Source organism: Desulfopila aestuarii DSM 18488, assembly GCF_900143695.1.
Classification (GTDB): Bacteria; Desulfobacterota; Desulfobulbia; order Desulfobulbales; family Desulfocapsaceae; genus Desulfopila; species Desulfopila aestuarii.
In genome coordinates this window covers 118572-144942 of sequence record NZ_FRFE01000001.1, presented here as the reverse complement: position 1 = coordinate 144942, position 26371 = coordinate 118572, and the positions used below count along the sequence as shown (strand labels likewise).

18 protein-coding genes, 1 pseudogene and 1 riboswitch are annotated in these 26371 nt (G+C 48.0%); of the genes and pseudogenes, 15 read left to right on the top strand and 4 right to left on the bottom strand.

Going from position 1 to position 26371, the window contains the following annotated elements; genetic code table 11:
• Positions 1-101: 101 nt before the first annotated feature.
• The 3 genes from BUF15_RS00550 to BUF15_RS00540 form a co-directional block, all read right to left on the bottom strand.
• A complete protein-coding gene (locus BUF15_RS00550; RefSeq protein ID WP_084553287.1) occupies positions 102-1925 on the bottom strand; it encodes a PEP-CTERM sorting domain-containing protein in 1824 nt (607 codons plus the stop codon).
• 476 nt (positions 1926-2401) lie between these two features.
• Positions 2402-3400, bottom strand: a complete 999-nt coding sequence (locus BUF15_RS00545; RefSeq protein ID WP_073611490.1) for a sirohydrochlorin cobaltochelatase — start codon at positions 3398-3400, stop codon at positions 2402-2404.
• A 113-nt stretch (positions 3401-3513) separates the two neighbouring features.
• Positions 3514-3695: riboswitch (cobalamin riboswitch) on the bottom strand.
• 108 nt (positions 3696-3803) lie between these two features.
• Entirely contained in the window at positions 3804-4175 is a 372-nt protein-coding gene (locus BUF15_RS00540; protein WP_073611489.1) for a DUF2237 family protein, read from the bottom strand.
• 311 nt (positions 4176-4486) lie between these two features.
• On the opposite strand from BUF15_RS00540, the gene BUF15_RS00535 reads away from it, so the two are divergent.
• The 15 genes and pseudogenes from BUF15_RS00535 to BUF15_RS00470 all read left to right on the top strand — a co-directional run bounded on the left by BUF15_RS00535 (position 4487) and on the right by BUF15_RS00470 (position 25926).
• Positions 4487-5638 carry an iron-containing alcohol dehydrogenase gene (locus BUF15_RS00535; RefSeq protein WP_073611488.1) on the top strand — a complete coding sequence of 384 codons (1152 nt, stop codon included), beginning with the start codon at positions 4487-4489 and terminating at the stop codon, positions 5636-5638.
• A complete protein-coding gene (locus BUF15_RS00530) occupies positions 5638-6831 on the top strand; it encodes a two-component system sensor histidine kinase NtrB (RefSeq protein WP_073611487.1) in 1194 nt (397 codons plus the stop codon). The genes BUF15_RS00535 and BUF15_RS00530 overlap by 1 nt, the downstream gene beginning before the upstream one ends.
• On the top strand, positions 6828-8168 hold the full coding sequence (locus BUF15_RS00525; protein ID WP_327021812.1) for a sigma-54-dependent transcriptional regulator: 1341 nt from the start codon (positions 6828-6830) through the stop codon (positions 8166-8168). Before BUF15_RS00530 ends, BUF15_RS00525 begins: the two co-directional genes overlap by 4 nt.
• 388 nt (positions 8169-8556) lie before the next feature.
• Entirely contained in the window at positions 8557-9738 is a 1182-nt protein-coding gene (locus BUF15_RS00520) for an iron-containing alcohol dehydrogenase (RefSeq protein ID WP_073611486.1), read from the top strand.
• An 88-nt stretch (positions 9739-9826) separates the two neighbouring features.
• Positions 9827-11554, top strand: a complete 1728-nt coding sequence (locus tag BUF15_RS00515) for an aldehyde ferredoxin oxidoreductase family protein (protein ID WP_073611485.1) — start codon at positions 9827-9829, stop codon at positions 11552-11554.
• A gap of 500 nt (positions 11555-12054) precedes the next feature.
• Positions 12055-12816 (top strand): type 2 periplasmic-binding domain-containing protein, encoded by a 762-nt coding sequence (locus BUF15_RS00510; protein ID WP_073611484.1) that lies wholly within the window; start codon positions 12055-12057, stop codon positions 12814-12816.
• A 25-nt stretch (positions 12817-12841) separates the two neighbouring features.
• The gene (locus BUF15_RS00505; RefSeq protein WP_073611483.1) at positions 12842-14692 is read left to right on the top strand and encodes an ATP-binding protein; all 1851 of its coding nucleotides are present in this window, start codon (positions 12842-12844) and stop codon (positions 14690-14692) included.
• 80 nt (positions 14693-14772) lie between these two features.
• Positions 14773-17367 carry a PAS domain S-box protein gene (locus BUF15_RS00500; protein ID WP_073611482.1) on the top strand — a complete coding sequence of 865 codons (2595 nt, stop codon included), beginning with the start codon at positions 14773-14775 and terminating at the stop codon, positions 17365-17367.
• A gap of 649 nt (positions 17368-18016) precedes the next feature.
• A complete protein-coding gene (locus BUF15_RS00495; RefSeq protein WP_073611481.1) occupies positions 18017-19198 on the top strand; it encodes an iron-containing alcohol dehydrogenase in 1182 nt (393 codons plus the stop codon).
• A 75-nt stretch (positions 19199-19273) separates the two neighbouring features.
• Positions 19274-19507, top strand: coding sequence for a hypothetical protein (locus BUF15_RS00490; protein ID WP_073611480.1), 234 nt, complete (start codon positions 19274-19276; stop codon positions 19505-19507).
• Between the two features lie 9 nt (positions 19508-19516).
• A complete protein-coding gene (locus tag BUF15_RS00485) occupies positions 19517-20515 on the top strand; it encodes a DUF6976 family protein (protein ID WP_073611479.1) in 999 nt (332 codons plus the stop codon).
• Positions 20516-20638: 123 nt separating this feature from the next.
• A complete protein-coding gene (locus tag BUF15_RS00480; RefSeq protein ID WP_073611478.1) occupies positions 20639-21805 on the top strand; it encodes an FIST signal transduction protein in 1167 nt (388 codons plus the stop codon).
• Between the two features lie 15 nt (positions 21806-21820).
• Complete coding sequence (locus BUF15_RS00475; protein ID WP_073611477.1) at positions 21821-24268, top strand: hybrid sensor histidine kinase/response regulator; 2448 nt, start codon at positions 21821-21823, stop codon at positions 24266-24268.
• Positions 24268-24609, top strand: a pseudogene (locus tag BUF15_RS28265) (response regulator); the annotation flags it as partial. The gene BUF15_RS00475 and the pseudogene BUF15_RS28265, both read left to right, overlap by 1 nt.
• A 48-nt stretch (positions 24610-24657) precedes the next feature.
• Positions 24658-25926 (top strand): PAS domain-containing sensor histidine kinase, encoded by a 1269-nt coding sequence (locus tag BUF15_RS00470; protein ID WP_234981070.1) that lies wholly within the window; start codon positions 24658-24660, stop codon positions 25924-25926.
• Positions 25927-25961: 35 nt separating this feature from the next.
• Here BUF15_RS00470 and BUF15_RS00465 read toward each other — a convergent pair whose 3' ends face one another.
• The gene (locus BUF15_RS00465) at positions 25962-26360 is read right to left on the bottom strand and encodes an ACT domain-containing protein (RefSeq protein ID WP_073611475.1); all 399 of its coding nucleotides are present in this window, start codon (positions 26358-26360) and stop codon (positions 25962-25964) included.
• Positions 26361-26371: the final 11 nt, after the last annotated feature.

Below are 26371 nucleotides of genomic sequence, written 5' to 3'. Positions count from 1 at the left end.
CGAGGTATATGATGAATTTCATTGGAGTACCGGGATATAGGCGGTACTCCAATGTCGTGATTGTAAAAAAGGACCATTTAGGGATCTATTACACGAACTAATCAGGATTTTTTGCGATGCCAGAACCCTATTCCGGTCAGCCCGATGGCAAAGAGAGCCATGGTGCCAGGTTCTGGAACTGGAGCTATATATATGCCTGACATTTTTTTGCTACCGTCGTCTGAGAGCATGCTGGCAGTAATTGCCAGTCGACCATTGCGAAGACCATCTCGTTCAATACCGAAAGATTCTATAGTCATATCTGAAGCTGATGGGTCAAGAAATCCACTCTTCATGCCTTTTGTAAGGATGGTGAAAATATCAAATTGACCAGTTACGTCGGTTGCAACATCCAGGGCGCCATAAAGGCCTATTTCACCATTACTTTTCCGTGCCTTGAAAACAATGTCGTCGCCGTCAACAGCAAGAAAGGCGGAGGATCGCCAGCGAGGTAGTTCTGCCGAGTCATCTTCACTACTTTCGCCGGTTCCAGGAGGTTTCCCTGAAAAATTCCAGAACAAAAAGTCTTCGAAGTAGTCTTTCTGGTCCTCAAAAAGAGGTCCGGTTTGGGCCACGAGGAAAAGTTTGTCATTTAATGTATCAGCTAGAAAGATGCCTTGATTTTCAAGAACTTTAAGTGCCTCGCCCCCCTCGGGTTCTGTTTGAATACTGTTGCAATAGTCTAACAGATCTTTGTTGCCGTCAGGGCCACAGGACTGGGGGGTTTTAATCTTATTCTCGCCCCAACCAGCCCAGAAACCGACATATTGACCGTCGAACGAGAGAGCTTCTCCAAAAGCGCTGAGGTATGTATCAGCGGTTGTAGAATCATTTTTTTTAGGGACTACAGTATTAAACCCAGCAATCGTTTTCAAACCTTCATCAGGGGCGTCGATATCGAACATGAAGATCCCGCCGGCTGAAGGGTTTGCTTCATCATCGAGGCCGGTGAAAACCACTTTTCCATCAGCTGCGCTGGGTGGTGCTGTGGATCCAAAAAAGACTGGTTCATTATCAGTGCTATATTGTTGTCCTCCTGGGGTCGCTGCAGCTGGGATTTCGTCATGCCGCTGAGCAATTTTTACCACAGGCGATGGATTACCATCTGTGTCTCCGGCCATATCCTTATAATACACCCCTGTCATGGTTGGATCCCCCTGAGTTCTGTCGGGATCCGTCCAGTTGCCTTTAAAGGTAATGATACTGCCTATCGGAGACGGGGCTCCGGGAAATTGATCAAAGCGAACATCCGTTCCTGGTACTTGATAACCAAAGGTAGAGGCTTCTTTGGCATCAATGTTGCGAATTCCTGTTGTCAGGGAGTCCTTCTTAATTGAAGCGTATATGCCAGCTGTCCCACTGTGTGTCGTATCTGTTTCATCAGCATTGGTTACGCTTGTTGCAACAGATGGTTGCGATTGCCCGCGGAAAGCCAGGGTGCTGGAAGCCGCGTCTATACGGGGAAAGGATGGAAATTCATTGAATGTTCCTGCTTGAGCCGGTTCCTCAATATTGTTTGGGTCTGGAACTTCATCATTTCTCACGGCGACAGCTAGAATAGCTGAATCTGGTACTGACATATCACGGGTAAAAATACCACTGGTAGGCTCTCCTTTTTGTTGTTTCGCTTTGGCACGGGCCCTAAAGACGACCAGTCCTTCATCGTTAATGGAAGGCTGGTTATAGCTGAAAAAATATTCGTTTGATGAATTTGGTGCCTCGTTGGTGTTATTGACTACTGTCGTCCAAGTTGAGAATGGTGTGGCCATGGCCATGCCACAAGGCATGGCCATGATTGCCGAGGTAGACAGGGCAATCATGCAAAATTTACGTAATGATTTATTGCGCTCTAGGTTTTTGTTAGAATTTGTCGACAGATTCCTCATTGGTTTCCCTCCCCCGAGGTGTAGTCATATTGACTATGCTTCAGTTTTGCCGTGAAAAATTCAGGCCGTTCAGACTTGACCCTAACTCATTGGTGAGCATAATTGCAATAGTTTTTCGGTGCATCTGGTGGATAGGCAATTGGCAGGCATTCTCAAATTCAGATAGCGTCTTACAAGCATGACGGGTACCGCTTTTTCATTTTCGAGCCGCTCATGAAATGTGCCAGGGAATACGGTGTGATGGATGAATATTAACGTAATGTGGTATATATTTTTCTTATATTGAACCGAGGTATACACAAGACAAATCACATCTATAATGATTCAGGTATTTTTCGGTGAGGGTAGCTACGCGGAGAGAAGCGAAAGGAAGCAGATTAACCAGGTTTTGAAGGGGTAACAAACACTGGACTCCCTGCAATAATAAAGGAAGGGGATACCAGCTGCCACAGGTATCCCCCGGTGGTGCAGAAGGGTTATTTCAGTTCAATTCCCTTCTCTTTGGCCGCATCAGCGATGTGATCGACAAAAATCTGGGCGAAGGCGTTATTGGAGCCAAGGCCCTGTAGTACGGGTTGCACTTCGTAGCCTGCCTTGGTGAGGATTGATTTCCACGAATCTTCTTCATCACCTGCCATGTCGTTGGTGGCATGGTCACCGGCAACGATCATGAAGGGTCTCAGGATGACCTTTCGGTTGCCGGTTTGCTGTATTTCGAGAAGAGTATCCTCGACTGAGGGCACTCCTTCTACAACTCCGATGAAGGTTTTCACTTTTGGATAGACCTTGCGCATTTTCTGCACGGTCTCAGCGTAGATACCGGTGGACCAGTGTTCGTTGCCGTGGCCCATGTAGACCAGCAAGGCCCCCTCTTTTTCAGCCATGGCCGCATCGTCCGCCAGCGTTTTCACCACTGCATCAATATCCTCGTGATAGGGATATTGGTCGCCGGGAGCTCCAAGGGCAGGGCGACCCATGACCAGATTGGTGAACGGTTTCCACCTCTCCTTCATAGTAGTTATGGAGGCGAGCCCGTTGACATATTGTTGCAGATCGTAGGATTGCTCCATGTAGAACATGTGCGATGGCTGGACGATAATGTTGGAATAGCCTTCTTCCAGCAGGTCGCCGATGGTGGCGATGACGTTTTTGACATAAAGGACTTCTTTGGGAATCCCCTGATCAAGCCATTTCTGGGGATCTGCCTGCCGCTTTTTCCAGACGCTTCTGATGATGTTGGAGGTAAAGGTGATGCGGACTTCGGTGTTGGGGTACGCTTTGCGAACAGCGTTATCGATATTGATGATCGACTCAAGTCCTGCTGGGACGGTGGTGCCGAAGTGAGCAAGCACAATGGCGCTTTTCACTTCTTTGGGCTTGGCGGAACTGGCCTGGGCCCGGTTGGTGGGCAGGCAGACAAGAATGGCAAGCGACAGCACACTGCATATTAATAACATCCGGACTCGTAACGACATGTTTTCCTCCTCTGTTCAGGTTCGGTCCGAAAAAAAATCCCGGACCAATAAAATGATCCGGGGATGCCCTGTCGTCCTCGTCTCGCCAATGCGATGCTCCTTGTCCACGGAATTATCGCTACTCGTTTCAGGCAGGTCTTCTGACTTCCGGATCATTCTACTGGCTGCGTCTTCCCGACCTATGGTCAGTGACATCATGCAGAGTTCGTCCCCGGTTACAGCGGCGGGCCCGTCCCTGATTTACACAGGGTTCCCTTTTATGCTCATATCGAGCACCTGAAAGTGGTTATAGGAAACTGTTTCCCAGGAGAAATGTCAAGGTTGAAAACCTGAATTTACAAGGTGCTACAGTGTGCAATGGCATGTGGTCGTGACACGCTTCAGACTGTTCTGCATCTAGAATTCAGCACTGTTGCTCGTGGTAGGAATGGGTGAGAAGATCCTCAAGGCTCACGACTTCGAGTGCCGAACTCTCAGTGGCCATGAGAATCACCGGTGGAGCCACATCATGGTCGAGGGCCTCTTTCCAACGGGCAGCGCAGACACACCACCTATCACCGGGGTTAAGGCCGGGGAAGTCGGTAAAGGGTTGAGGGGTGATCAGATCGTTACCCTGTTCATAGGAAAACTGCAGGAATTCCTCTGTGACCCGAACACAGATCACATGACGACCGAAGTCGTCATCACCGGTAATACAGCTGCCCTCCCGGGTGAATCCGGTCATCGGATCAAGGCTGCAGGACTCTAAAGGTGTACCAAGAACGTTGTTGCTCATAATGAGAACCTCGGTAATAGGGGATGAAAGCACTTATATGCCTACAACTATAAGATATGAAAGCTGAGGTGCAATGGGTTGAGCAGATGGGCAATAATGTCAGAAGAGGGTTTTCTGACAAAAATCGTTGCGGAACAGGACAACATTGGTGATGTTAGTATGTATTGCTTACCTTCTATTGAAGGGAAAAAAACTGTAAGTTGAAATTGGCCATGAAAAAAATGCTAGGTGTCCCGGTGCGATAGTCGTGTGCCTTTTGTCTAAGGTAATTTGTACTTGATAATACATGAGTGGAGCGGAGGAGTGCGGTAATGGATGTCACCAAATTCGCGATCCCAGAGATCATATTTGGCCGAGGAAGCCTCAATTACGCCGGACAGTGCGCTCTCAGGCTCGGAGCCCGAAAAGTCTTTCTGGTCAGTGACAGCGGTATTGAAAAGGCCGGTTGGGTTGGTCGGCTGATGGATATTCTCAAGAAAGAGGGCATCGAGTGGGTCTACTACCCCGGTGTTACCTCGAATCCGCGAGATTTTGAGGTGGAGAAGGGTGCTGAGATGTACCTCAAAAACGGCACTGACGTCATCATCGCTATCGGCGGCGGCAGTGCCCTGGACACCGCAAAAGGCATTGCCATTATCGCCAGCAACGGCGGCAGAATCAGGGATTACGAAGGTGCCAATCGGGTGAGCAGGCCTCTGCCGCCTATGGTACTGATCACCACCACCGCCGGCAGTGGTTCGGATATCTCACAGTTCTGTATCATTACCGATGTTGAGCGGGCGGTGAAGATGTCGATTATCACAAGAACGCTCGTCCCCAATATCTCCATTGTCGATCCGCTCATCCTGAGGACCAAGAGCGAGACGCTCATCATCCACTCCGCCGTCGATGCCCTGGCGCATGCGGTCGAATCGTACCTTTCGACCATATCCTCGCCGTTTACCGAAATGCAGTCGTTGAAAGCTATCGATCTTATTATCCGGCACTTGCCCCGGGCGGTGGAGACCAGGTCGCTTGATGCCCTGGAAAAACTGTCTATTGCCTCGGTTGCGGCCTCCATGGCCTTCAGTAATGCGAGTCTTGGTGCCGAGCATGCGCTTGCCCATTCGCTGGGCGGACATTTCGATATGCGCCATGGCGTTGTGCATCCTATTTTGCTCACCGCGGTTATGCGGTTCAATCTCGATTTTGCCGAGACAAAAATGGGTGACATCGGCCGGGTGATTCTCAATACCAGCTATGGCTCACCGCGGGAAACGGCATTGGCCGGTATTGATAAGCTCGAGGAGTTTTTCGCTTCGTTCAAGGTCCCTTTGCGTTTCAGCCAGGAGATGATCAAGCCGGAAGAGCGGCACTATCTGGAGCCCATCTGCAAGATGGCGGTACATGATGCCTGCAATATCACCAATCCCCGGCCCGCTTCCTGGAAAGAACTGTTGAAAATCTGTGAAGAGGTGTGGTGATGAGATGTATTCCCTCATTGGAAGATCTGGTTGGCATTGAACATTGCAAACTTGGCTTTTATCAGGAGCTGCAGCGGAAGGTTGAGCAACTGAAAACATCGAATCTGGCGCTTGAGCAAAAACGGCAGGAAATCCAAGCGGTATTGGATGGCATTACCGACCTGATGCTTGTCTTAAGCGAGGATCTGCGCATCCAACGGGTGAATCACGTCTTTGGCCAATGGTTTCCCGGTGTCAAGCCGATCGGTCGCTACTGTTACGAGGTGTTTCGCGGCCAGACCAGTCGCTGCGATGACTGTCCGGCCCGCCGCTCGCTTGATCTTGGTGAAATCGTCAAGGATCTCTGCATCTATAAGATAGATGGCAAGTTCCGCCATTTTGATATCATCGCCTCGCCGCTCAAGACCGATCCGACCGGTGAGCAGAACGTGCTGCTCTTTAAACGAGATGTCACCATGGAAAAGGAGTTCCAGGCCAAGTTCAACCAGGCGGAAAAGATGGCGACAGTGGGAGCCTTGGCCGCAGGTGTTGCCCATGAGATCAACAACCCCCTCACTGCTATCAGCGGTTTTGCCGAGGGGCTGCAGCGGCGGATCAAACGACTCGAGGGGGTTGCTGAACCTGAACTTCTTGAGGATTTTAACGAGTACACCGAGACCATAATCAAGGAATGCCTTCGCTGCCGGGATATTGTCCAGACCCTCTTGACGTTCAGCCGTCCTACAGCGGCAAGTCTTGGTCCGCTCTCCATCAATCAGTGTGTCACCGATACCCTTTTTATCCTCAAACACCATTTAAAAGATATGGGCAAGGTCAGCGTCAAGCTTGAGCTGGAGCCGAACCTGGCCATGATTATGGGCGATGAGTCCCAACTCAAGCAGGTGATCATCAACCTCTTTACCAACGCCTTTGACGCAATCAACGGTTCCGGCGAAATTCGGATCATAACTCGCACCGGCGATGACAACATGATAGAGCTGGTGGTGGCTGATAACGGTTGCGGCATTCCATTGGCAAGCCGGGAGAAGCTGTTTGAGCCGTTCTATACAACCAAGCCGGTGGGCAAAGGTGTGGGTATTGGTCTTTCCACCTGTTACTCAATTGTGAACAATCATAAAGGCGAGATCACGGTGCTGAGCGAGGAGGGCCAGGGGGCTTCCTTTACCGTGCGTTTGCCGGGGCTGGGTGGATGATGGCTGGACAACAGGAAAAATATAACATTCTGGTTATCGATGATGAGGAACCGATCCGGCGGCTTCTGAAAAAGGAGTTGGCAACCGAAAACCGTGAGGTGCTGGTCGCTGAGGATGGCGCGGAAGCAATGGCCATGCTTCGCAGTAATTGGGTGGATGTGGTCATTATGGACCTGCGCCTGCCGGGAGTGCAGGATCTCGATCTGTTGATCGAAGTAAAGGAGTCGGTGCCGCACATCGAGGTGGTAATGATTACCGGCCACGGTGATATCGATATTGCTGTTCAGGCTATGAAGCTTGGTGCCTGTGACTTTATCCGTAAACCCTTTAACCTCGATCAGCTGGATCTCCTGGTGGAAAAAGCGCATCAGCGTGTGTTGTTGTCTCGGGAAAACACCATGCTGCGCCATTCACGTGACGAGCGGCCGCCGGTACAGTTTATTGGTAACTCGGCATCTGTGCGGGATATCAAGTTTCTGATTAACAAGGTCGCTCCGGCCCGTATACCAGTGCTGATCACCGGTGAGTCGGGGGTCGGAAAGGATGTGGTTGCCCGTCTGATACATGAGGGCTCGGTCTGTGCGGCACATCCGATGATCGTGAAGAACTGCGCTTCCTTGCAGAAGGAACTGGCCCGCAGTGAACTGTTTGGGCATGTGAAGGGTTCATTCACAGGGGCTTCCGAGTCTCGGGATGGCCTCATGGCCTATGCCCACGACTCCACCCTCTTTCTTGACGAGATCGGTGAGCTGCCCATGGAGGTGCAGGCCTCGCTGCTGAGGGCGCTTGAGACCCAGACCTATCGCCGGGTCGGTGAAAAGGAAGAGCGGCGGGTCAATATCCGTTTTCTCTTTGCCACCAACCGCAACCTGGCCCAAGGGGTGGAGCAGGGGAGTTTTAACGAGGCCTTTTTTCATCGGATCAATGCCTTTACCATCCATATCCCATCCCTGAAAGAACGTAAAGAGGACCTGCCGCTTTTAGTCGATTATTTCCTTACCAGAATGAGCCCGGACAATACGGTCTATCGCATTGTTGACAGGGCTATGGATTGTATCCTGAACTACAGCTGGCCCGGAAATGTCCGTGAGCTTCGTAATGTTATCGAGCGCTCCATTATTCTCGCCGAAAACAACATTATCACCGAGCGCTGCCTGCCGCGGGAACTGTTGTCGGTTGCCGAAGAGCATGAGGCCGGTCTTTCTCTGGAGTCAGTGGAGCGACATCATATCCTGAAAATCCTCGACTTCTATAACGGGAATCGCCAGAAGGCTGCTGAGACCCTCGGAATAAGCAGAAAGACGCTCTATCGCAAGCTGACGGGTTACGAAGAATAGCCTTGATGTCCTGCTAATATATTGTTTTTACATAATTGTCTGCAAGAGATCTCCGGCGCCTTATCCTGTTTTAGAAACCTGATTTCCAAAAAGGACGTTTTGACCCAAATCGTCCATCTTGCGGGTCATTATGACCCACCATCTGAATTGTCTTTTATTTACAGTCCATTACCTGCATCAATCTTTCCCGGCATATCCATTCGCATCTTCCAGTTTCTTGCCTTTGGGACAAAATGATCTTTTCATGATGTGCTTGAAACATTTTAACAATTGGTAATTATTGAAAAAATAAAACAGGCACGGCAATTGCTCTATAACACAGCAGTCGGGCGTTGAAACGCGCAGCAAGTACCTCAGAATAATTCAAACGAAGAAGGAAGGTGCAGTTATGGCAATTCGTGAAGAAGTCTACGGTTATTTCATTCCCAGTGTGACCCTGATTGGTATTGGTGCAGCAAAAGAGATTCCAGCAAAGATTAAGGCTTTGGGCGGCAGCAAGCCGCTGATAGTGACCGATAAGGGCATTACCGGTGCCGGTATTACCAAGCAGGTTACCGACCTGTTGGATGCGGCAAAGATGTCCTATGTTGTCTTTGACGAAACGATCCCCAACCCGACCGACAAGAACGTTCATGCAGGTGTCGAAATCTATAAAACACAAGGCTGCGACAGCCTGATCACCCTGGGCGGTGGTAGCTCCCATGACTGTGGCAAGGGTGTAGGTCTGGTCATCGCCAATGGCGGAACCATTCATGACTACGAAGGTGTAGATAAGTCCACCAACCCGATGCCTCCATATGTTGCAGTCAACACTACCGCCGGTACCGCTTCCGAGATGACCAGGTTCTGTATCATCACCGATACCAGCAGAAAGGTGAAAATGGCCATTGTTGACTGGCGTTGTACTCCAGGTGTTGCTCTTGACGATCCGATGCTGATGATGGGTATGCCGCCGGCGCTTACCGCTGCAACCGGTATGGACGCCCTGACCCACGCCGTTGAAGCCTATGTTTCCACCATCGCTACTCCGATGACTGACTCCGCAGCCGAAAAAGCCATTGAACTGATCGCCACCCATCTTCGTCCGGCCGTTGCTAATGGCGGAGATATAGTTGCCCGTGAAGGAATGTGTTATGCTCAGTATCTTGCTGGTATGGCCTTCAACAACGCCAGCCTTGGCCATGTCCATGCAATGGCCCATCAGCTTGGCGGTTTCTATGATCTTCCCCATGGCGAGTGCAATGCCATCCTCTTGCCCCATGTCAGCCGATTCAATCTGATCGCCAAAATGGATCGTTTCGTGAAAATCGCCCAGTTGCTGGGTGAGGATATCACCGGGCTTTCCAAACGTGAAGCAGCCGAGAAGGCGCTTGATGCGATCAAGAAGCTTTCAACCGATATCGGCATTCCGGCAGGCCTCATTGAGCTTGGCAAGCGGTATGGAAAAGAGGTGAAAGCTGAAGACATCGATACCATGACCGGTAACGCCCAGAAGGATGCCTGTGGAATGACGAATCCACGCCGGCCTACCGATGCGGATGTGAAAGCGATTTACACCGCCGCCCTGTAAGCAGAGATAGCTGTTGATTATTCGCGGGGCATGGGATTTCCCCATGCCCCGTATTTGTATTATTTTGTATTAATGAAATGGAGTTGAGATGGCGGATAAAATATTTCGTGTCAATATGACTGATCTAAGCGTCAGAGTTGAAGAAGTGCCAGCTGCCTGGCAGGGACTTGGCGGGCGCGGTTTGACCTCGACAGTAATTGCGGCGGAAGTTGAGCCGACCTGTCATCCTCTTGGGGCAAAAAACAAGCTGGTTTTCGCCCCCGGTCTTCTCTCTGGTACCCTGGCTGCCAACTCAGGCAGGCTTTCCTGCGGGGCCAAAAGTCCGCTTACCGGTACCATCAAAGAGGCGAACGCCGGTGGTACCTCTGCCCAGATGCTGGCAAAGCTTGGCATCAAGGCGCTTATCATCGAAGGGATGCCCGCTGGTGATACCTGGTACGGTCTGCAGGTTTCTGCCGATGGCGTGAAGATCAGTGCGGAAACGGAGCTGATCGGTACAGGAAATTATCAGGTGGTGCAGATCTTGAACGCCCGTCTTGGCGAAAAGACAGGGGTGATTACCATCGGACCGGCTGGTGAGATGAAGATGACTGCCGCCAATATCTCGATCAAGGATCCCGGTTCACGGCTGAGATCGAATGGCCGGGGAGGACTCGGCGCGGTGATGGGATCAAAGAAAATCAAGTTTATCGCCATCGAGCCGACCACAAAGATGGTCGAGATCGCCTGGCCTGAAGCGTTCAAGGAAGCGAACCGAACCTTTGCCAAGGCCCTGGTCGACAACCCGATCAGCCAGGCTCTGGCCCAGTATGGCACGAACGTATTGGTCAATATCATCAATGAAGCTGGAGCGCTGCCGACCAGGAATTTCACGTCAGGTCAATTCGAAGGCCATGAGCTGATTTCCGGCGAAACCATGCATGACCAGATCGTGGCCCGTGAAGGGCGGCCGAAGCACAACTGCCATCCGGGGTGTGTCATCAATTGCTCCCAGCTTTACAACGATCAGGACAAAAAATATAAAACTTCCGGCTTTGAATATGAGTCGATCTGGGCGATGGGTGCCGATTGCTGCGTCGATAATCTCGATCAGATTGCCGAAGCTGACTTTTTGATGGATGACCTTGGACTCGACACTATCGAGACCTCAGTGGCATTTGGGGTAGCGATGGAAGCCGGTGTTCTGGCCTTTGGCGATGGTACGGAAATGCTCCGGATGCTTAAAGATGAGATCGGCAAAGGAACGCCACTTGGTCGTGTTTTAGGCTGCGGTGCCGGCAGTGTGGGAAGAACCTTTGGCGTTACCAGGGTACCGGTGGTGAAGAATCAGGCCATTCCGGCCTACGATCCACGGGCCGTCAAGGGTATTGGCATTACCTATGCCACCTCGACCCAGGGCGCCGATCATACCATGGGCTATACCATCGCCACCAATATCCTAAACGTTGGTGGTCAGCTCGATCCGCTGAGTAAGGAAGGTCAGGTCGAACTGTCGCGCAATCTGCAGATCGCAACGGCGGCCATCGACTCTACCGGCATGTGTCTCTTTATTGCCTTTGCCGCACTCGATGATGCCGCCTGTCTGCCGGCATTAATCGACATGATCAATGCCCGTTACGATATCGCCCTTACAGCTGATGATGTGACCAATCTTGGCAAATTCATTTTGAAAACCGAGCGTGCCTTCAACCAGAAAGCCGGCTTTACCAGCGAGGACGACCGGTTGCCGGAATTTTTCAACGATGAACCGATCGCACCCCATAATGTAGTTTGGGACATCGATGACGCAACCATTGATTCCTTCTGGAACTTTTAACAACTTCTCTCTTGTTTGATGCGTTCCTCCGGGTAGTCCTCTCCTGCTACCTGTCCACCAGCCGTTACCGGCATGTTGATAAACATCGACATGCCAGTAACGGTTTCTTGCTTCAAGAGACACGCGTACGTGAAATTAATCTTGTCTGTATGTTGACACGCCATTGCCATTTAGAAGATGATAGAAAAGATGTTTGATTATTTTGTATGGCCTTGTTAGCTCTGAACTTGTTGTTCAGTTGCCAATCACTTTTGATGTTAAGAAAGGGTCGGGTAGTCAATGCGTACGAAGACCTTTACCGTAAAGGATCGGGGCCCTCATGGCGGGCAGCTACGTCGAGCGGTCTACCATAAATATACACCGGAGTTTTAACGATATACGCAGCAGGTAAAAGACTGTTTGTGTGCGGGACAATGATGAAATGACTGGCTAGGGGCAACTCTCGAAAAGCCGTGCACAATACAATAAGGTGAAATTGTTCCAGGAGGATTTGAAGAGTGATGATGAAATACCATCGCTTTATCGCCATGGTGGTGAGCTTGTTTTTGTTGCAGGCAATCAGTTCGGTTATGGCGGAAGATGAGAAGACCATTGTAACAGCTGGGCCGTCATGGGATCGGTTTACCAACGAAGATGGCAGTGGACTGTATCATGACATTATTAAACAGGTTTTTGCTGGATATGCAGTGAAACATTTTTATGTACCAACAGTGCAGGCTAATTCAATGGTTGCCATTGGTCGTGCAGATATAAAGATGTGTGAGACAAAAGAAATCGAACATCTGGTACTTGCTTCTTTGCCAATGTACGAAAACGATTTTTATGCACTTTATCTCCGTGAAAAGTTCGAGCCATGGGAAGGAGATCTCACGATCAAAGGACAAAGACTTGTGTGGAGAGAAGGATATTATTCAAAGATAGATTTTGCAGTACCTATTGATTTCACAGAAGTTCGAAGCGGTGAGTCGGCCTTGAAAATGGTTATATATGACAGGGCTGATTTCTATATTGACGACCTCAATCTGATAAATCAATCATTTGTCAACGCTGGCGAGAAGTACGACCCGGCAAAGTTTGGTTTGGAGATAGTTGGAACAAGGAAGTATTTTCCAGTGTTTGCCGATACGCCAAGAGGGCATAAACTCAGAAATCATTATGAAAAGGAGATCGAACGCTTGTATAGGGAGGGGGCACTTCAGCAGGTATATACGCATTGGAACTTTCGCATGCCAAAATTTGAGTTCGGCGTTTCAGGAAAGTAATCTGCTGATGCGAAGGAAGTAACCAATGAAAATCGTAAGTCTTAAATTAAAGATTGTACTTTCCACCGTACTCACCTGCACCTTAATAGTCCTTGCAATTTCTTTTATCGATCTTTTTCGATATCGAGAGGCAGAAAAGACAAGAATTCATGAAGAGTTTGTGAACTTTGAAAAAGGGGCCAAAGTTACCATCCGGGAAGCGGTCTGGCTGTATGACTGGAACATGGTCAGAACAATACTGGAAAGCCAGACAAGTCAGGTCATCAGTTTTGTTGAGATATGCGACAATAAAATTTCCAAATGCCTGCAACACGGTACACGGAACAAGAGCCCGTATCTGGAGTTCCAGACGTCAATATTGTACGAAGGCGGCGACAGTGACGATGAGATAGAAATTGGCAAAATTTACCTCCAAAGTCACTATGACACAATTCCGACCTATATATACAACGATCTCCCGAGGTTTCTGTTCACGAATATTCTGAGCGTCTTTGGGATAGCACTCATATTATTTTCTCTTTTTCACCGCCAGGTAATTCAGCGTCTGCTTATCCTTGAGCAGTATACCCGTAAAATCGATCTGAAAAAGATCGATAGCCTGGATCCACCAGTATGCAATGACCGCGTGAAATTCCGCGATGAAATTGACCTTCTTGCCGATGCAGTCTCTAACCTGATTGAAAAAACAAAGAATGAACTCGTACGGCGGAAAAATTTGGAACAGCAGCTCAATCAGGCTCAAAAGATGGAGGCTTTGGGCAATCTGGCCGGAGGTATAGCTCACGACTTCAACAATATCCTTGCAGCTATTCTCGGGTTTGCAGAACTCAGTTGTTTGAAGTGTGAGCCTCATTCTGAGCTTCACGGCAATTTGAAAAAAATAATAGGCGCAGGCCAGAGAGCGAGGAATCTGATTTCGCAAATTCTTGTTTTCAGCAGGAGAACAGACAGCCCTCAGGAGATCCTGACACTTGCCACCGTGGTTGATGAAGCACTTCATCTCATGCGGGTCTCTTTGCCGGCGAATATTCGGATAGAAACGGTTTTAGACCCTGATATACGGATTAAAGGCGATTCAACCCGGCTGCACCAGGTTATAATGAATCTTACAACCAATGGCGCACAGGCGATCGGTGATAGAAGTGGAACCCTTAAAATCGCACTTCGAGATGATTCTATCAATGGGCAACAGGCAGGAATATCCGTATTGCAGCCCGGACGCTACTGCTGTCTTGAGATTAGCGATGATGGCCCAGGTATACCTGATGAAATTCTGCCGAGAATTTTCGAACCATTCTTTACCACCAAACAATCCGGGAAAGGTACTGGCATGGGGCTCGCAGTCGTACATGGCATTGTTCACAACCATGGTGGAGCCATAATCGTCGACAGTACAGTCGGAGTGGGGACAACCTTTTCGATATATCTGCCTCAAACTGAAGAGGGCATTATCGAGATAGACAAATTGTCGGATACTCCAACAGGAAGTGGCCAAACTATTGTCTTAGTCGATGACGAAATTCAGGTGTTGGATATGGGTAAATCCATCCTTGAAGGGTTGGGCTACAAAGTGATGTCTTTTAATAAACCGAAAGAGGCAATTGCCTTTTTACAAGAAGAGAATTCGATAGATCTCGTTATCACTGACCTGACGATGCCTGAGATGAGTGGTGTAGAACTCGCAAATTCACTTAAAGTGCTTTATCCAAGTCTACCTATCATGCTCTGGACAGGCTATAAAGATGACATCGCTTCAGAAAGCTTGAAGGAAAACCTTATACATCGGATTCTGCAAAAACCATTTCATCTGGAAGACCTCGCCCAGGCTGTGAGTCAGGTCTTGGTGAATACCAACCCGACTCAACAACAACGGTAACCGTTAAGGAAACAGGTCGTGAATGATGGAATCGGGTTATCAGTCTTGCTCTATTCTGTGAGGAGAGGAATGCGTTTCTTATGTTGATCAATAGTGGTGCTGGAGCGGATACGCTTCATGAAGAGCATGTCATAGACCGGTTACATGAACGGCAATTGGAGCATCTGTTTTCCAATATGCGCATCTCGATGGTCGCATCTGGACTTAATGCCACCGTATTTCTTATTGTCCTCTTCAAACTTCTTCCCAGCGATACTCTGTTGTCCTGGTACGGAGCACTACTTTTGAGCCTCCTGCCACGTGCCGGTTTGCTGTTTGCCTATAAGGCAAATTCAACCCGCTTTTCCCATAAAGCATGGACGCGGCTTCTGCTGGTTGGTTTTTTTCTGTCAGGTTTTATCTGGGGTATAAGTGCACCTTTGTTTTTGACTGACCTGCCTCCCTTGGCCCAGGCCTTTCATATTCTTCTGTTGGGGGGGACCTTGACCGGTGCCGCAGTCTATCTCGCGCCGTTGTATTACTGCTTTGTGTGCTATGGTCTGGCGCATATTCTGCCAATGCAGTTGCTGCTTTTTTCGATGTCCGCAGATTCGATGTATCTTGCCATGGCCCTTATCCTGGCACTTTTTACGGTATTGATGTTTGTGGTTGCCTGGCGTGCCAATCAGGAGTTCGCAACCCTCTCTCTGCTGCAGTTGCGGAACGAAGGACTGCTGACAAAACTTGACGAGAGCGAGTACCTTTTCCGTACCCTGACCGAAAATACCGCTTCTGCCGTGACCCTGATTCATGATAACAGATTTGTATATTTGAACCCTGCCGCTGAGGCCATCACTGGCTATCGGTTGGAAGAGTTGGAAAACACACTCTTTACCAAAGTCGTTCATCCTGAATTTCACGACCTGCTTTTAGCCAGGGGCATGATGCGATTGCAGGATCCCAACAGTCCTGAGGTGCCTCGGAGGTATGAGTTCAAAATCCTCCATAAGGATGGTTCAGTGCGCTGGATCGACTTCACTCCGTCGGTCGTCGATTTCCAGGGGGATAAAGCCATTCTCGGCACGAGCTCCGATATCACCGATCGTATCCTGGCCCAGCAGGCCAGGCAGGAATCCGAGGAACGCTATCATGTTCTTTTTGAAGCGGCCAATGATGCTATCTTCGTGGTGGGCCTGGATGAATTTCACCAACCGGGAACCATTTTAGACGCCAACACGTTGGCTTGCACCTGGCTGGGCTATTCCCGCGACGATCTCCTGCAAATTGGTCCTCGTGAGATCACGCACTTATATGATCTCACGTACACCCAAGAGATGCATCGTCGTCTCGCACAAGACGGTAAGGCTGTCTTTGAGATGACGCTACGCTCCCGGAATGGGCAGCTTCTGCCGGTGGAAATTAGTGCTCAGACATTCACCTTCAAAGGGCAGCGAGCATCGTTGTGTATTGCAAGAGACATCCGTGAGCGTAAAGAAGCAGAAAAGCAGCTCATGGACGCAAAACGGCAGGCTGAGATGGCCAATCAGGCCAAAAGTGAATTTCTCGCCAGTATGAGTCACGAGATTCGTACCCCGTTAAATGGTCTTTTGGGTATGCTGCAGTTCATCCGTATGGGCGATCTGGATGCGGAACGTCGTCAGTATCTGGATGTCGCCATTAACTCGGGCGAAGGGCTGCTGGCAATTATCAATGACATCCTGGATCTGTCGAAGATAGAAGCCGGCAAGTTCGAGCTGGTAAACGTGATCTTTGATCTACATAGCCTGGTATACAGTGTGATGGAGATCTTTCGGTTTCCGGCTCAAAGCAAGGATGTGGTTCTGCGGACCGATATCGCAGGTCATGTGCCCCAGTTTATTATGGCAGATCAGGTGCGATTACGCCAGATTATGTATAATCTGGTGGGCAATGCGGTGAAGTTTACCAATAACGGTGAAATCTGCATTGTTCTGGATGTGCGTTCACTGGATGACCGGCAGGTTGAATTGGAACTCCGGGTGCAAGACACCGGTATCGGTATCCCGAAAGAGCAGCAGGAACGTCTGTTCGAGCCATTTGTGCAGGGGAGTTCTACCATGGACGCCCTGGCTTCGGGGACAGGTTTGGGGTTGTCTATTGTCAAGCGTATCGTCGGATTTATGGGAGGAGAGGTTCGGTTGGAGAGCAACGTGGACCAGGGTACAACTGTAATCGTATGTGTTCGGGCCGAAATTCCGGATCAGGAAGCGATTGCAGTATCCCAATCTGTAGCTCAGCAGATCAGTTCTCCTCTCTCCGTTGACAGGCTACGGGTATTGGTGGCTGAGGATAATAGCATCAACGAGTTGATGATCCGCAAGTCTCTTGAGAAACTGGGGCATGACTCGGTATGTGTTGCAGATGGAGAGCAAGCTCTGGATCTACTTAGACAGGAGACGTTTGATTGTGTGTTTATGGATATCCAGATGCCGAAGATGAATGGAACAGAAGCAACCAAACATATCCGAAACCAGACCTTTCAGGAGATTGATCCGCATATTCCCATCATCGCTTTGACAGCCAACGCATTGTCAGGTGATCGAGAAAAATTTCTGGCTATGGGCATGACCGAGTATCTTTCCAAACCTGTGTCAATTTCAGATATCGCAGCAGTCCTTGCCAAAATCTTTTCGGGTGAAATGATTTCTACCGATTAGGTTTCGTGGCTTTCTACATGAGGTCTGTTCTTCCACCAGGTAGCTCATTTTTTTTTTGGAATGCATGCCTAACAACTCACGCGCCCGAATCGTGCTGGTCTAGCGACTGGAAAATGCGATTCAATATGTTGGTAAAAGGTCTATTTTTTTCTCTTCTTGTTCACCCCTCATCTGGTTTGCCTCCCTGCCGTAATAGTACTACAGCATTCGTCCGGATGAATAGTACTCCCCAGCGCCTTGATTGTCACAAAACCTCTGTGCTAGACTAAATCAGTGACGGTCGCTGCATGAATGACCATTGCTGGAGTCATCAAGATAGCATCATCCGGAATGCGTGAAGATCGAGGTGTTTGATCAGGCATATACAACTGCATTCATGAGCCAAAGACGTCTTCGAAAGTACTCTTAACCTTCTTTTCTAAAAGAGTCGTAAACCTCCTTTCCTGAAAGATGCTAGTCGTTTGGAAAGTGAATTTTTTCCTGTCAACTGTGTTGCGGACAGAAAAGGAGGTGAAAATTCGACCTGTCCTAGCGTAATCAACCTATACAAGGAATGTTCCGTTCTTTGCAACAATTTCACTGAGATTGTAAAGGAACTTCCAGCTCTGTCCATGCAAGTAACCCTACAATTCAAAATGAGAGGTTCATCATGGCTATTCAAGAGATGGTCTATGGCTTTTTTATTCCCAGTGTCACGCTTATCGGTATTGGTGCAGCAAAAGAGATACCGAATAAAATCAAGGCACTTGGTGGAAAAAAACCATTAATAGTCACTGACAAAGGGATTACTGGTTGCGGTATTACCAAGCAGATTACGGAGCTGCTAGATGCTGCGAAAATGAAATATGAGGTGTATGACGATACAATTCCCAATCCGACTGATAACAACGTCCACGCCGGTGTTGAGGTCTATACCAAGAATAAATGTGATTCCCTCATTTCTCTTGGGGGTGGTAGCTCCCATGACTGTGGTAAGGGAATTGGCCTTGTCGTCGCGAATGGTGGCAAGATCCACGACTTTGAAGGTGTAGATAAGTCCAGCAAGCCGATGCCACCTTACCTGGCAGTCAATACCACCGCTGGGACTGCCTCGGAAATGACTCGATTCTGTATTATCACCGACACTTCACGAAAAGTAAAAATGGCCATTGTTGATTGGCGTGTAACTCCCGGTATCGCCATAGATGACCCGCTCTTGATGGTTGGCATGCCGCCGGCACTGACTGCGGCTACAGGTATGGATGCCCTTACTCACGCTGTTGAGGCCTACGTATCCACTATTGCTACACCCATGACCGATGCCTGTGCCCAGAAGGCTATGGAATTGATCGCCCGGTTCCTGCGTAAAGCAGTTGCGAACGGCACTGATCTTGAGGCACGCGATGGTATGTGTTACGCCCAATACCTGGCCGGCATGGCATTCAACAATGCAAGCCTTGGCCATGTTCACGCCATGGCGCACCAACTTGGTGGCTTTTATGATCTGCCCCACGGCGAATGCAACGCTATTCTCCTTCCCCATGTACAACGCGCCAACATGAACGCTAAACTGGAGCGTTTCGTTGATATGGCCAGGTTCCTCGGCGAAAATGTTGAAGGTCTTTCCATGCGAGCCGCTGCCGAGAAGTGTCTGGATGCCATCAAACAATTATCCACTGACATCGGTATACCCGCCGGGCTGATCGAACTTGGTAAGCGCTATGGCAAAAATGTCAGAAAAGAGGACATCGCCATAATGACCGGAAATGCCCAAAAAGACGCCTGTGGTCTGACGAACCCAACACAACTCAAGGATGCAGAGGTTGCTAGCATTTACGAGGCAGCTCTATAGTATTTCAATATTGTACTTGAGGGAATATCGCACTCAAGTGCAGATATTTTCCAGCCATCATGGAGGTATGTTCTCATGGATGTTCCCCCAAAAAATAAACCACAATGGAAAGATATCGTAACCGGGAAAAAGACCTATGAACTGAAATTTCTGGCGGCAAAAATTTTTCTCGGTCGCGCCGTACGTACTGTCAGTGCCGACCCTTCGCCGGCAAACATTAATGATGCTATAAATAACCTACACGCTCTATTTGAAAAGAATAGTGCGGCTCCCACAGTCCAAACCGATCTCAAAACCATCTTCGGATAAGGAGACATTATGCAACAGGACATTTTGACTTCAGCCGAAGTCGCGAAATTCATTTCAGAAGGCAAAACACTTTTACTTGCCGGGGATGAAGCACTCCTCGGTCAACTACCAAAAGGCAAGTGGATTGGGGGCACGATTCCTTATTTCATTTCACCTGAGCAAGGTGGCATGGTGTCAAAGGATAAGATTTTTGTTACCGACATATCGGCAATGGCCTCAAAAGTAGAGATACAGGCCTACGATCAGAATCAATTGGGTCAGGTCTATTGTGACGGAGGAGAAAGCGGTTTCAGCTTTATCATTATTCCGGCAATGAGCGAGGTACACAGTACTTTTGCTATCAATGCCCCGAATTATAAAGATTTTGGTGCACGACCCCTGATAGGCTGGATTTCAGGTGTACATCTTGATGACCTCGGTAAGATTTCACCCAAAGTTGTAAATGGCGAGTCGGGTGAGGTTCTTGAAAAAGCCGCCATTGTCATGCATGTCACCTTGCCACCGGGAAAGGTTATTGATGTCGGTATTGTGAATATTTTCGAACAAAGCGCCGGTGATACCTTGACCTTCCCCGATGATGGCTTTTCATGCACTGATGTTAACGTTAATGGGGTAAAGGAAAATTTCGCCGCGTATATTGAACGGAACAAGCTTGACACAAAACTCCCTCTGGTTGCTGATTATTATGGAGCATTGGTCAATATCAGCTTCCAGAATGTTGATCAGAATACCGGTGAGGTGGCGTTTTATGCACCTGTCTTCAGCGGGGTTCGATATAAACATGCCAAGGCTGTTGAGGACTATGCCTCAGCTTTTACTACGCAATTGCAAAAAATTGGATTGTCGGATGAAAGCGTGGTTTTTTCCTGTAATTGCATTCTTAATTACCTCTATTCCGGTCTCGAAGGCAAAAGCACTGCGCCATTTGTCGGACCGATCACCTTTGGTGAAATCGCGTATCAGCTGTTGAACCAGACACTGGTATACCTGCAGGTGTATGACAGTTAAGTGTTCTATCCACGTAAGAAGCCAGCTCTAACGAAAGACAGAGTGAAATCTCTATCTTTCGTTAGAGAACCTGGTAATCTTTAGGAGGTGGACAGTTATCTGACAAGACAAGGAATTTCTTGAATGAAGGCATTCAGCGCTGTTAGCACGGAAACAGATTCGTTCGAAGCGGGTAGAGAGGTTACCCGGCAGGTCATGAAGCAGGTCGTTGACAGGCCTGGCATGTTATGGGTCTTCGCTGATATAGGCTATGATCAGCAACAATTACTTGAGGGCATAAGTTCTGTTGCTGCGGGAATTCCGCTTATCGGCTGTACCACGGATGGCGAGATTTCATCTTCAGGCTTAAGCGAAAAGTCCGTTGTTGTTCTGGCACTGACAGCTGATACAACGCAATTTCATACTGCAGTAACAACATCGCTATCAGAAGACTCCTACCTTGCTGGAGTGAAAATTGGTGAAGCTTTTCAACACGTCAATCCACGGTATCTGCAGATTTTTTCCGATGGTCTGACCGGCAATGCGATGAAGATCGTTGAAGGAATTCACTCTGTTCTCGGTAAAGACGTCATCATTGCCGGCGGAACATCAGGGGATCGAGGATTTTTTTCCCAGACCAACCAATATCACAATGGTGCAGTTTATACCGATAGTGTTGTAGCGGTCGGCATTACAGGGGATTTGTCCTTCAGCACCGGTATCGGTTGTGGCTGGTTTCCGGTCGGGACTCCCAAATGTGTGACAAAATCCGAGGACAATGTGGTGTATGAGCTGGATGGGCAGCCGGCGCTTCAAGTATATGAGAAATTCCTTGGTAAATATGCCTCTCAACTGCCTGCTGTGGGTGTGGAGTATCCGCTTGGCCTGCTGGAGCCCGGCGAGGAAGAGGATGAGGACTATTTTCTTTGCCGTGCGACTATGGGTGTTGATCGAAAGGCTAACTCCATTATTTTTGCAGGTGATGTACCCCAAGGGGCTCAGGTGAAGATGACCATGGGCAACGAAGATGATGTGATTGGGGCAGCCAGAAAAGCAGCTGAAGATGCTGTAACTGATTGGAAAAAAAAATATCCAGATATCTCCCCCAAGGTCATTTTTATCTATAGCTGCATGGCCAGAAAAATTGTTTTAGGGTCAAGGATCGGGGAGGAAATAGCTGAAATACGTCAAATTGCAGGATACGAGGTACCTCTTATCGGTTTTTATACCTATGGCGAGTATGCTCCGGCAGGAAGACAAAAACAATCATGTTTTCTTAATGAAACCGTTACACTAACCTTGTTGGGTTAAAGCAAGTACCTCGTTATGTCAGAAAATACTGAACAAGAAATCAAACGACTGCAAAACCAGCTTGTCAGCGCGGAAAGGAAGTCCGAAATCCTGAGTAATATACTCAAAGAGACTGTTGCCGAGTATGATAATGCCATTCATGAGCTGAAAATGGCAAAAACCCTGGCAGATGAAGCCAGCCGCACGAAAAGTGAGTTTCTTGCCAACATGAGTCATGAAATCAGGACTCCGATGAATGCCATCATCGGCCTGACCAATCTGACGTTGAAAACAGATCTCACGATGATGCAGAAAGGTTATCTTTCAAGGGTTCGAGATTCTTCTCTTCTCTTGCTCAGTCTTATCAATGATATTCTCGATTTTTCCAAGATAGAGGCCGGAAAACTGGAATTGGAGAATAGCGAGTTCATGCTCAACCATGTCATAGACAGGGTGGCCAACCTTTTCAGGGAAAAGGTCGCCGAAAAAGGAATTGAGCTGTTCTACATCATAGAAAGAGATGTTCCGTTGCTCCTGATAGGTGATGCTTTTCGTGTCGGTCAAATCCTGATCAATTTGATTTCAAATGCCATAAAATTCACCTCGCAAGGTGAGATTGTCGTAAGGGCTTCAAAGAGTGATGGAGATCAGCTTGCTCTGCCTGACAAGGCGGAACTTCTTTTATCCGTTACAGATACAGGAATGGGCATACCTGAGGAAAAACTCAACACGCTGTTTGACCCGTTTACCCAGGCAGACGGAACTGTTACCAGAAAATTTGGCGGAACAGGTCTGGGGCTGTCTATTTGTCATCGGCTAGTGGCCCTGATGAATGGTCGCATTCAGGTGGAAAGCGAGGTCGAGAAGGGGACGACATTTAAAATCTATTTGCCCCTCGTCTATGCTGTGGAACAACGTCATTATTCATTGAAAAGTCCGTCATGCCTGACCGGTATGAATGTCTTGCTGGTTAATCCACAAGCTACCGGTCGTGAAATCCTGACAGAAATGCTTCAAAGCTTCGATTTTTCTGTGACTGCTGTGGCCTCCTTGCAGGATGGCGTTAAAGCCCTTGAAGAGGCTGCCTCAAACCATTTTTTTCGCCTGGTTCTTATTGATGCAAATAGTCCTGAAAGAACCAGTTTGATTATATCCGATACCATCCTCTCAAATCCTCGACTCAGCATCAATCAGCCCAAGATTATCATCATCACTGCATATGGTGGAGAAGATATGCATCTGCCGGCAAAGCTCTTGGGTGGACAAACAGGTATAGATCGCTACCTGATAAAACCGGTGAATTCGTCTGAACTCTTTAACTCGATCATGGAAGTTTTCGGGCAGCATGAAGCAATAGTACCAAAACTTACTACTGAAGGTGATGGCCTGACCGACATTGACAGTAGCAAGGTTCAGGGTGCCAGAGTCCTTTTAGTAGAAGACAACAGGGCGAATCAGGAGGTGGCTGTTGCCATGCTAAAGCAGCTTGGTCTCGATGTGGCGGTTGCTGATAATGGTCAAGCCGCTGTCGAAATGATTCTCCATTCCGCCTCAACCTTTGACCTTGTGATCATGGATGTCCAGATGCCAGTCATGGATGGATATGAGGCCACGAGAATTATCCGAAAAACATTTAAACACAGTGAATTGCCTATTATTGCCATGACTGCCCACGCGCTAAAGGGCGACCGGGAAAAATGTTTGAAAGCCGGAATGAACGACTATCTTTCAAAACCGATTGATGAAAGAGTCTTGTCTACAGTTTTGGTACAATGGATAACGTCTCAAAGATCTGAGCGGTCCACCGCCCGTCCTTCTGACGCGCACGCGGAATCTGCCTGGGAGAATATGCCTGAACAAATTCCCGGTTTTGACCTGGTTGCAGGCATGGGGCAGGTTATGGGCAATACGGGGATGTATAGAAAAATCCTGAAAGCCTCTCTCATGACATTTGAAAAAACAGCCGCTGCGCTCCCTCAACACCTCGAAAGCCACAATTATAAGGAGTTGGAATTCTTCTCCCATTCCATCAAGGGTGTTTCCGGGAACATTGGTGCCCAGGCGCTTTTTCAGGCATCGTCAGCGTTTAATGACATGTTGAGAAAAAAAGATCACGGGGACCTGCAAACTTTAGCTGAAACATTTGTCGGCGAATTGAATCGCGCTATCCAATCTTTACAAAACGTTTTTTCTCATGAACTATCCGACACTTCAGATGTTGGAACGAATGGTAACGATACGTTGGTGGATCTTGCCGCTGTTACACCGATACTATGTGAGTTGGACGTGCATCTCCGCAACAACAGCTCACGAGCGCGTCATTCTTTTTTCGCTTTGCAAAAGACCATGAAGGGCTTTAAGCAATATCAGCGACATATGGATTCACTGGAAAAGGCGGTGTATATGCTGGATTCGGACAGGGCGATATTGATCGTATCCCAATTGGCAAACCAACTCGGTGTACGATTACAGGAGTCGGATTAATGAGTCAGAACAAATCGTTAAAAAGGATTCTGGTGGTTGACGATCAACCCGAAAACATCCATATTCTCATAGAAAATCTCGAGTCACAATACGAAATCCTTTTTGCAACAAACGGAGAAAAAGCCTTAGATATCGTGTTCTCCCCCAACAGGCCTGATCTGATCCTACTGGATGTCATAATGCCGGGTATGAGTGGATATGAAGTCTGCGCCATTCTCAAGGAGCGCGATAGATCCCGTGATATACCTGTGATTTTCATCACTGCGCAGGGACAGGAAACAGACGAGACAACCGGCTTTCGTCTTGGTGCTGTTGACTACATCATCAAACCTTTCAGATTGCCGATCGTCGAAGCACGAATCAAAGCTGTTCTGCGCCTTGAAGAGGAGATGGAAAACAGGAAGATTCTGGCGTGCAAATTAGAGGATTTGAATAAAAATCTCGAAGAACGAATCAAGGAAAAGACGGCTGAACTGGAACAGGCGCATGAAAACCTCAAGGCCAATGAAAAAAAATTCCGATCAATTTTTGAGAATGCCATAGAAGGGATTTTTCAGAGTTCTCCTGATGGCCGTCTACTGAATACGAATGCTTCTATGGCGAGAATTCTTGGGTACTCATCCCCTCATGATCTCATTGCAACGACCCGCGACGCAGCACTCCTTTATGCCAACCCGGAAGAACGAAACGTGTTTCGGAGGTTGCTTGAGACGCGAGGGGAGATATCCGGATTTGAGACACAGTTTAAAAAATTGAATGGAGAAACGATATGGGTAATGTTGTCGGCAAAAGTCATCCGGGGAGAAAATGGTAACAACGATGGCTCCTACTATCAGGGTTTTCTTGTTGATATTACAGAAAAAAAGAGAGCGAGTGAATTGGAGTTGGCTAATGTCCGATTGCGTGAACTCGACGAATTGAAGTCAGTGCTCATGTCCACAGCATCCCATGATCTGCGTTCCCCTATGACAGCAATAATGGGTTACAGCAGCCTCATGGAGATTGATTTTCAAAAGTATTTTGAGCCATTGACTACAGATAATCCAACTCTGGCGGAGCAATCAGACAAGATTCTCGACCGTTTACGTGTAATCCAAAAAGAAGGCGATCGGCTAATCAGACTGGTTAATAATTTTCTCGATCTTACCAAGTTTGAGTCAGGATGTTTGGAATGGAACGATAAACTCATTTATGTAATTGATATTATAGAACATGCCGTGAAGGTGATAAAGGGCCAACAATCGAAAAAAAAGAAATTGGATATCACGGTAGAGTATAGCCCAGGAATACCGAGTATATACTGCGATCCCGACAGATTGATGCAAGTGATTATGAATTTGTTGAGCAATGCGGTGAAATTCTCCCAATCAGGAAGTGTCAGAATTACAGCAGGGACGTGCCAGAATAATAATATTGAAATACGGATAATCGATACAGGACCAGGAATCCCGGAAGCTGAAAGAGAAAATATTTTCAAAAAATTCTATCAGATTAGGGGAGATAAATTTCCTGCCGATTCAATTCCCAAAGGTTCCGGTCTGGGGTTGGCAATATGTAAACAGATTGTTAATCATTATGAGGGGAAGATTTGGGTCGAATCGGAAATCGACTGCGGAAGTACGTTCATTTCGCAGTTGCCAGTGGGGAAAAGTTCTTGAAAAGACATAAAAAAATCATAACACTGAACTCTTGTTTATACTGCGCCAAACTCTTGCAACGCCAATAGAGCTTCATTGGCTCTTTCTGAATGTACAAATACATGGTCGTGATAATATGCAGCAACAACATTTGCACTTATGTCATAAGAGGCCAGTTTTGCAGCAACAGCGGCAGTTAACCCGACTGCATCCAGACTTGAATGAACTGTTAGGGTAATTTGTTTAAATGTACTTTCATATGGTAATTGGGCTTTTTCTGCCGCTTCAACCGGAAGTATCAATGTTAAACCTTCTGATTCCACAAAACAGCCCAACGGATTCAAGTGTACATAATCGGTATAATTGCCTTCGACAGTACAAAACACATACTCGCCACGTTGTATTTCCGGGGTCATGGATTGCAGCAGTTCTTGTAATTCAACAATTCCAGCCATAATTATATTTC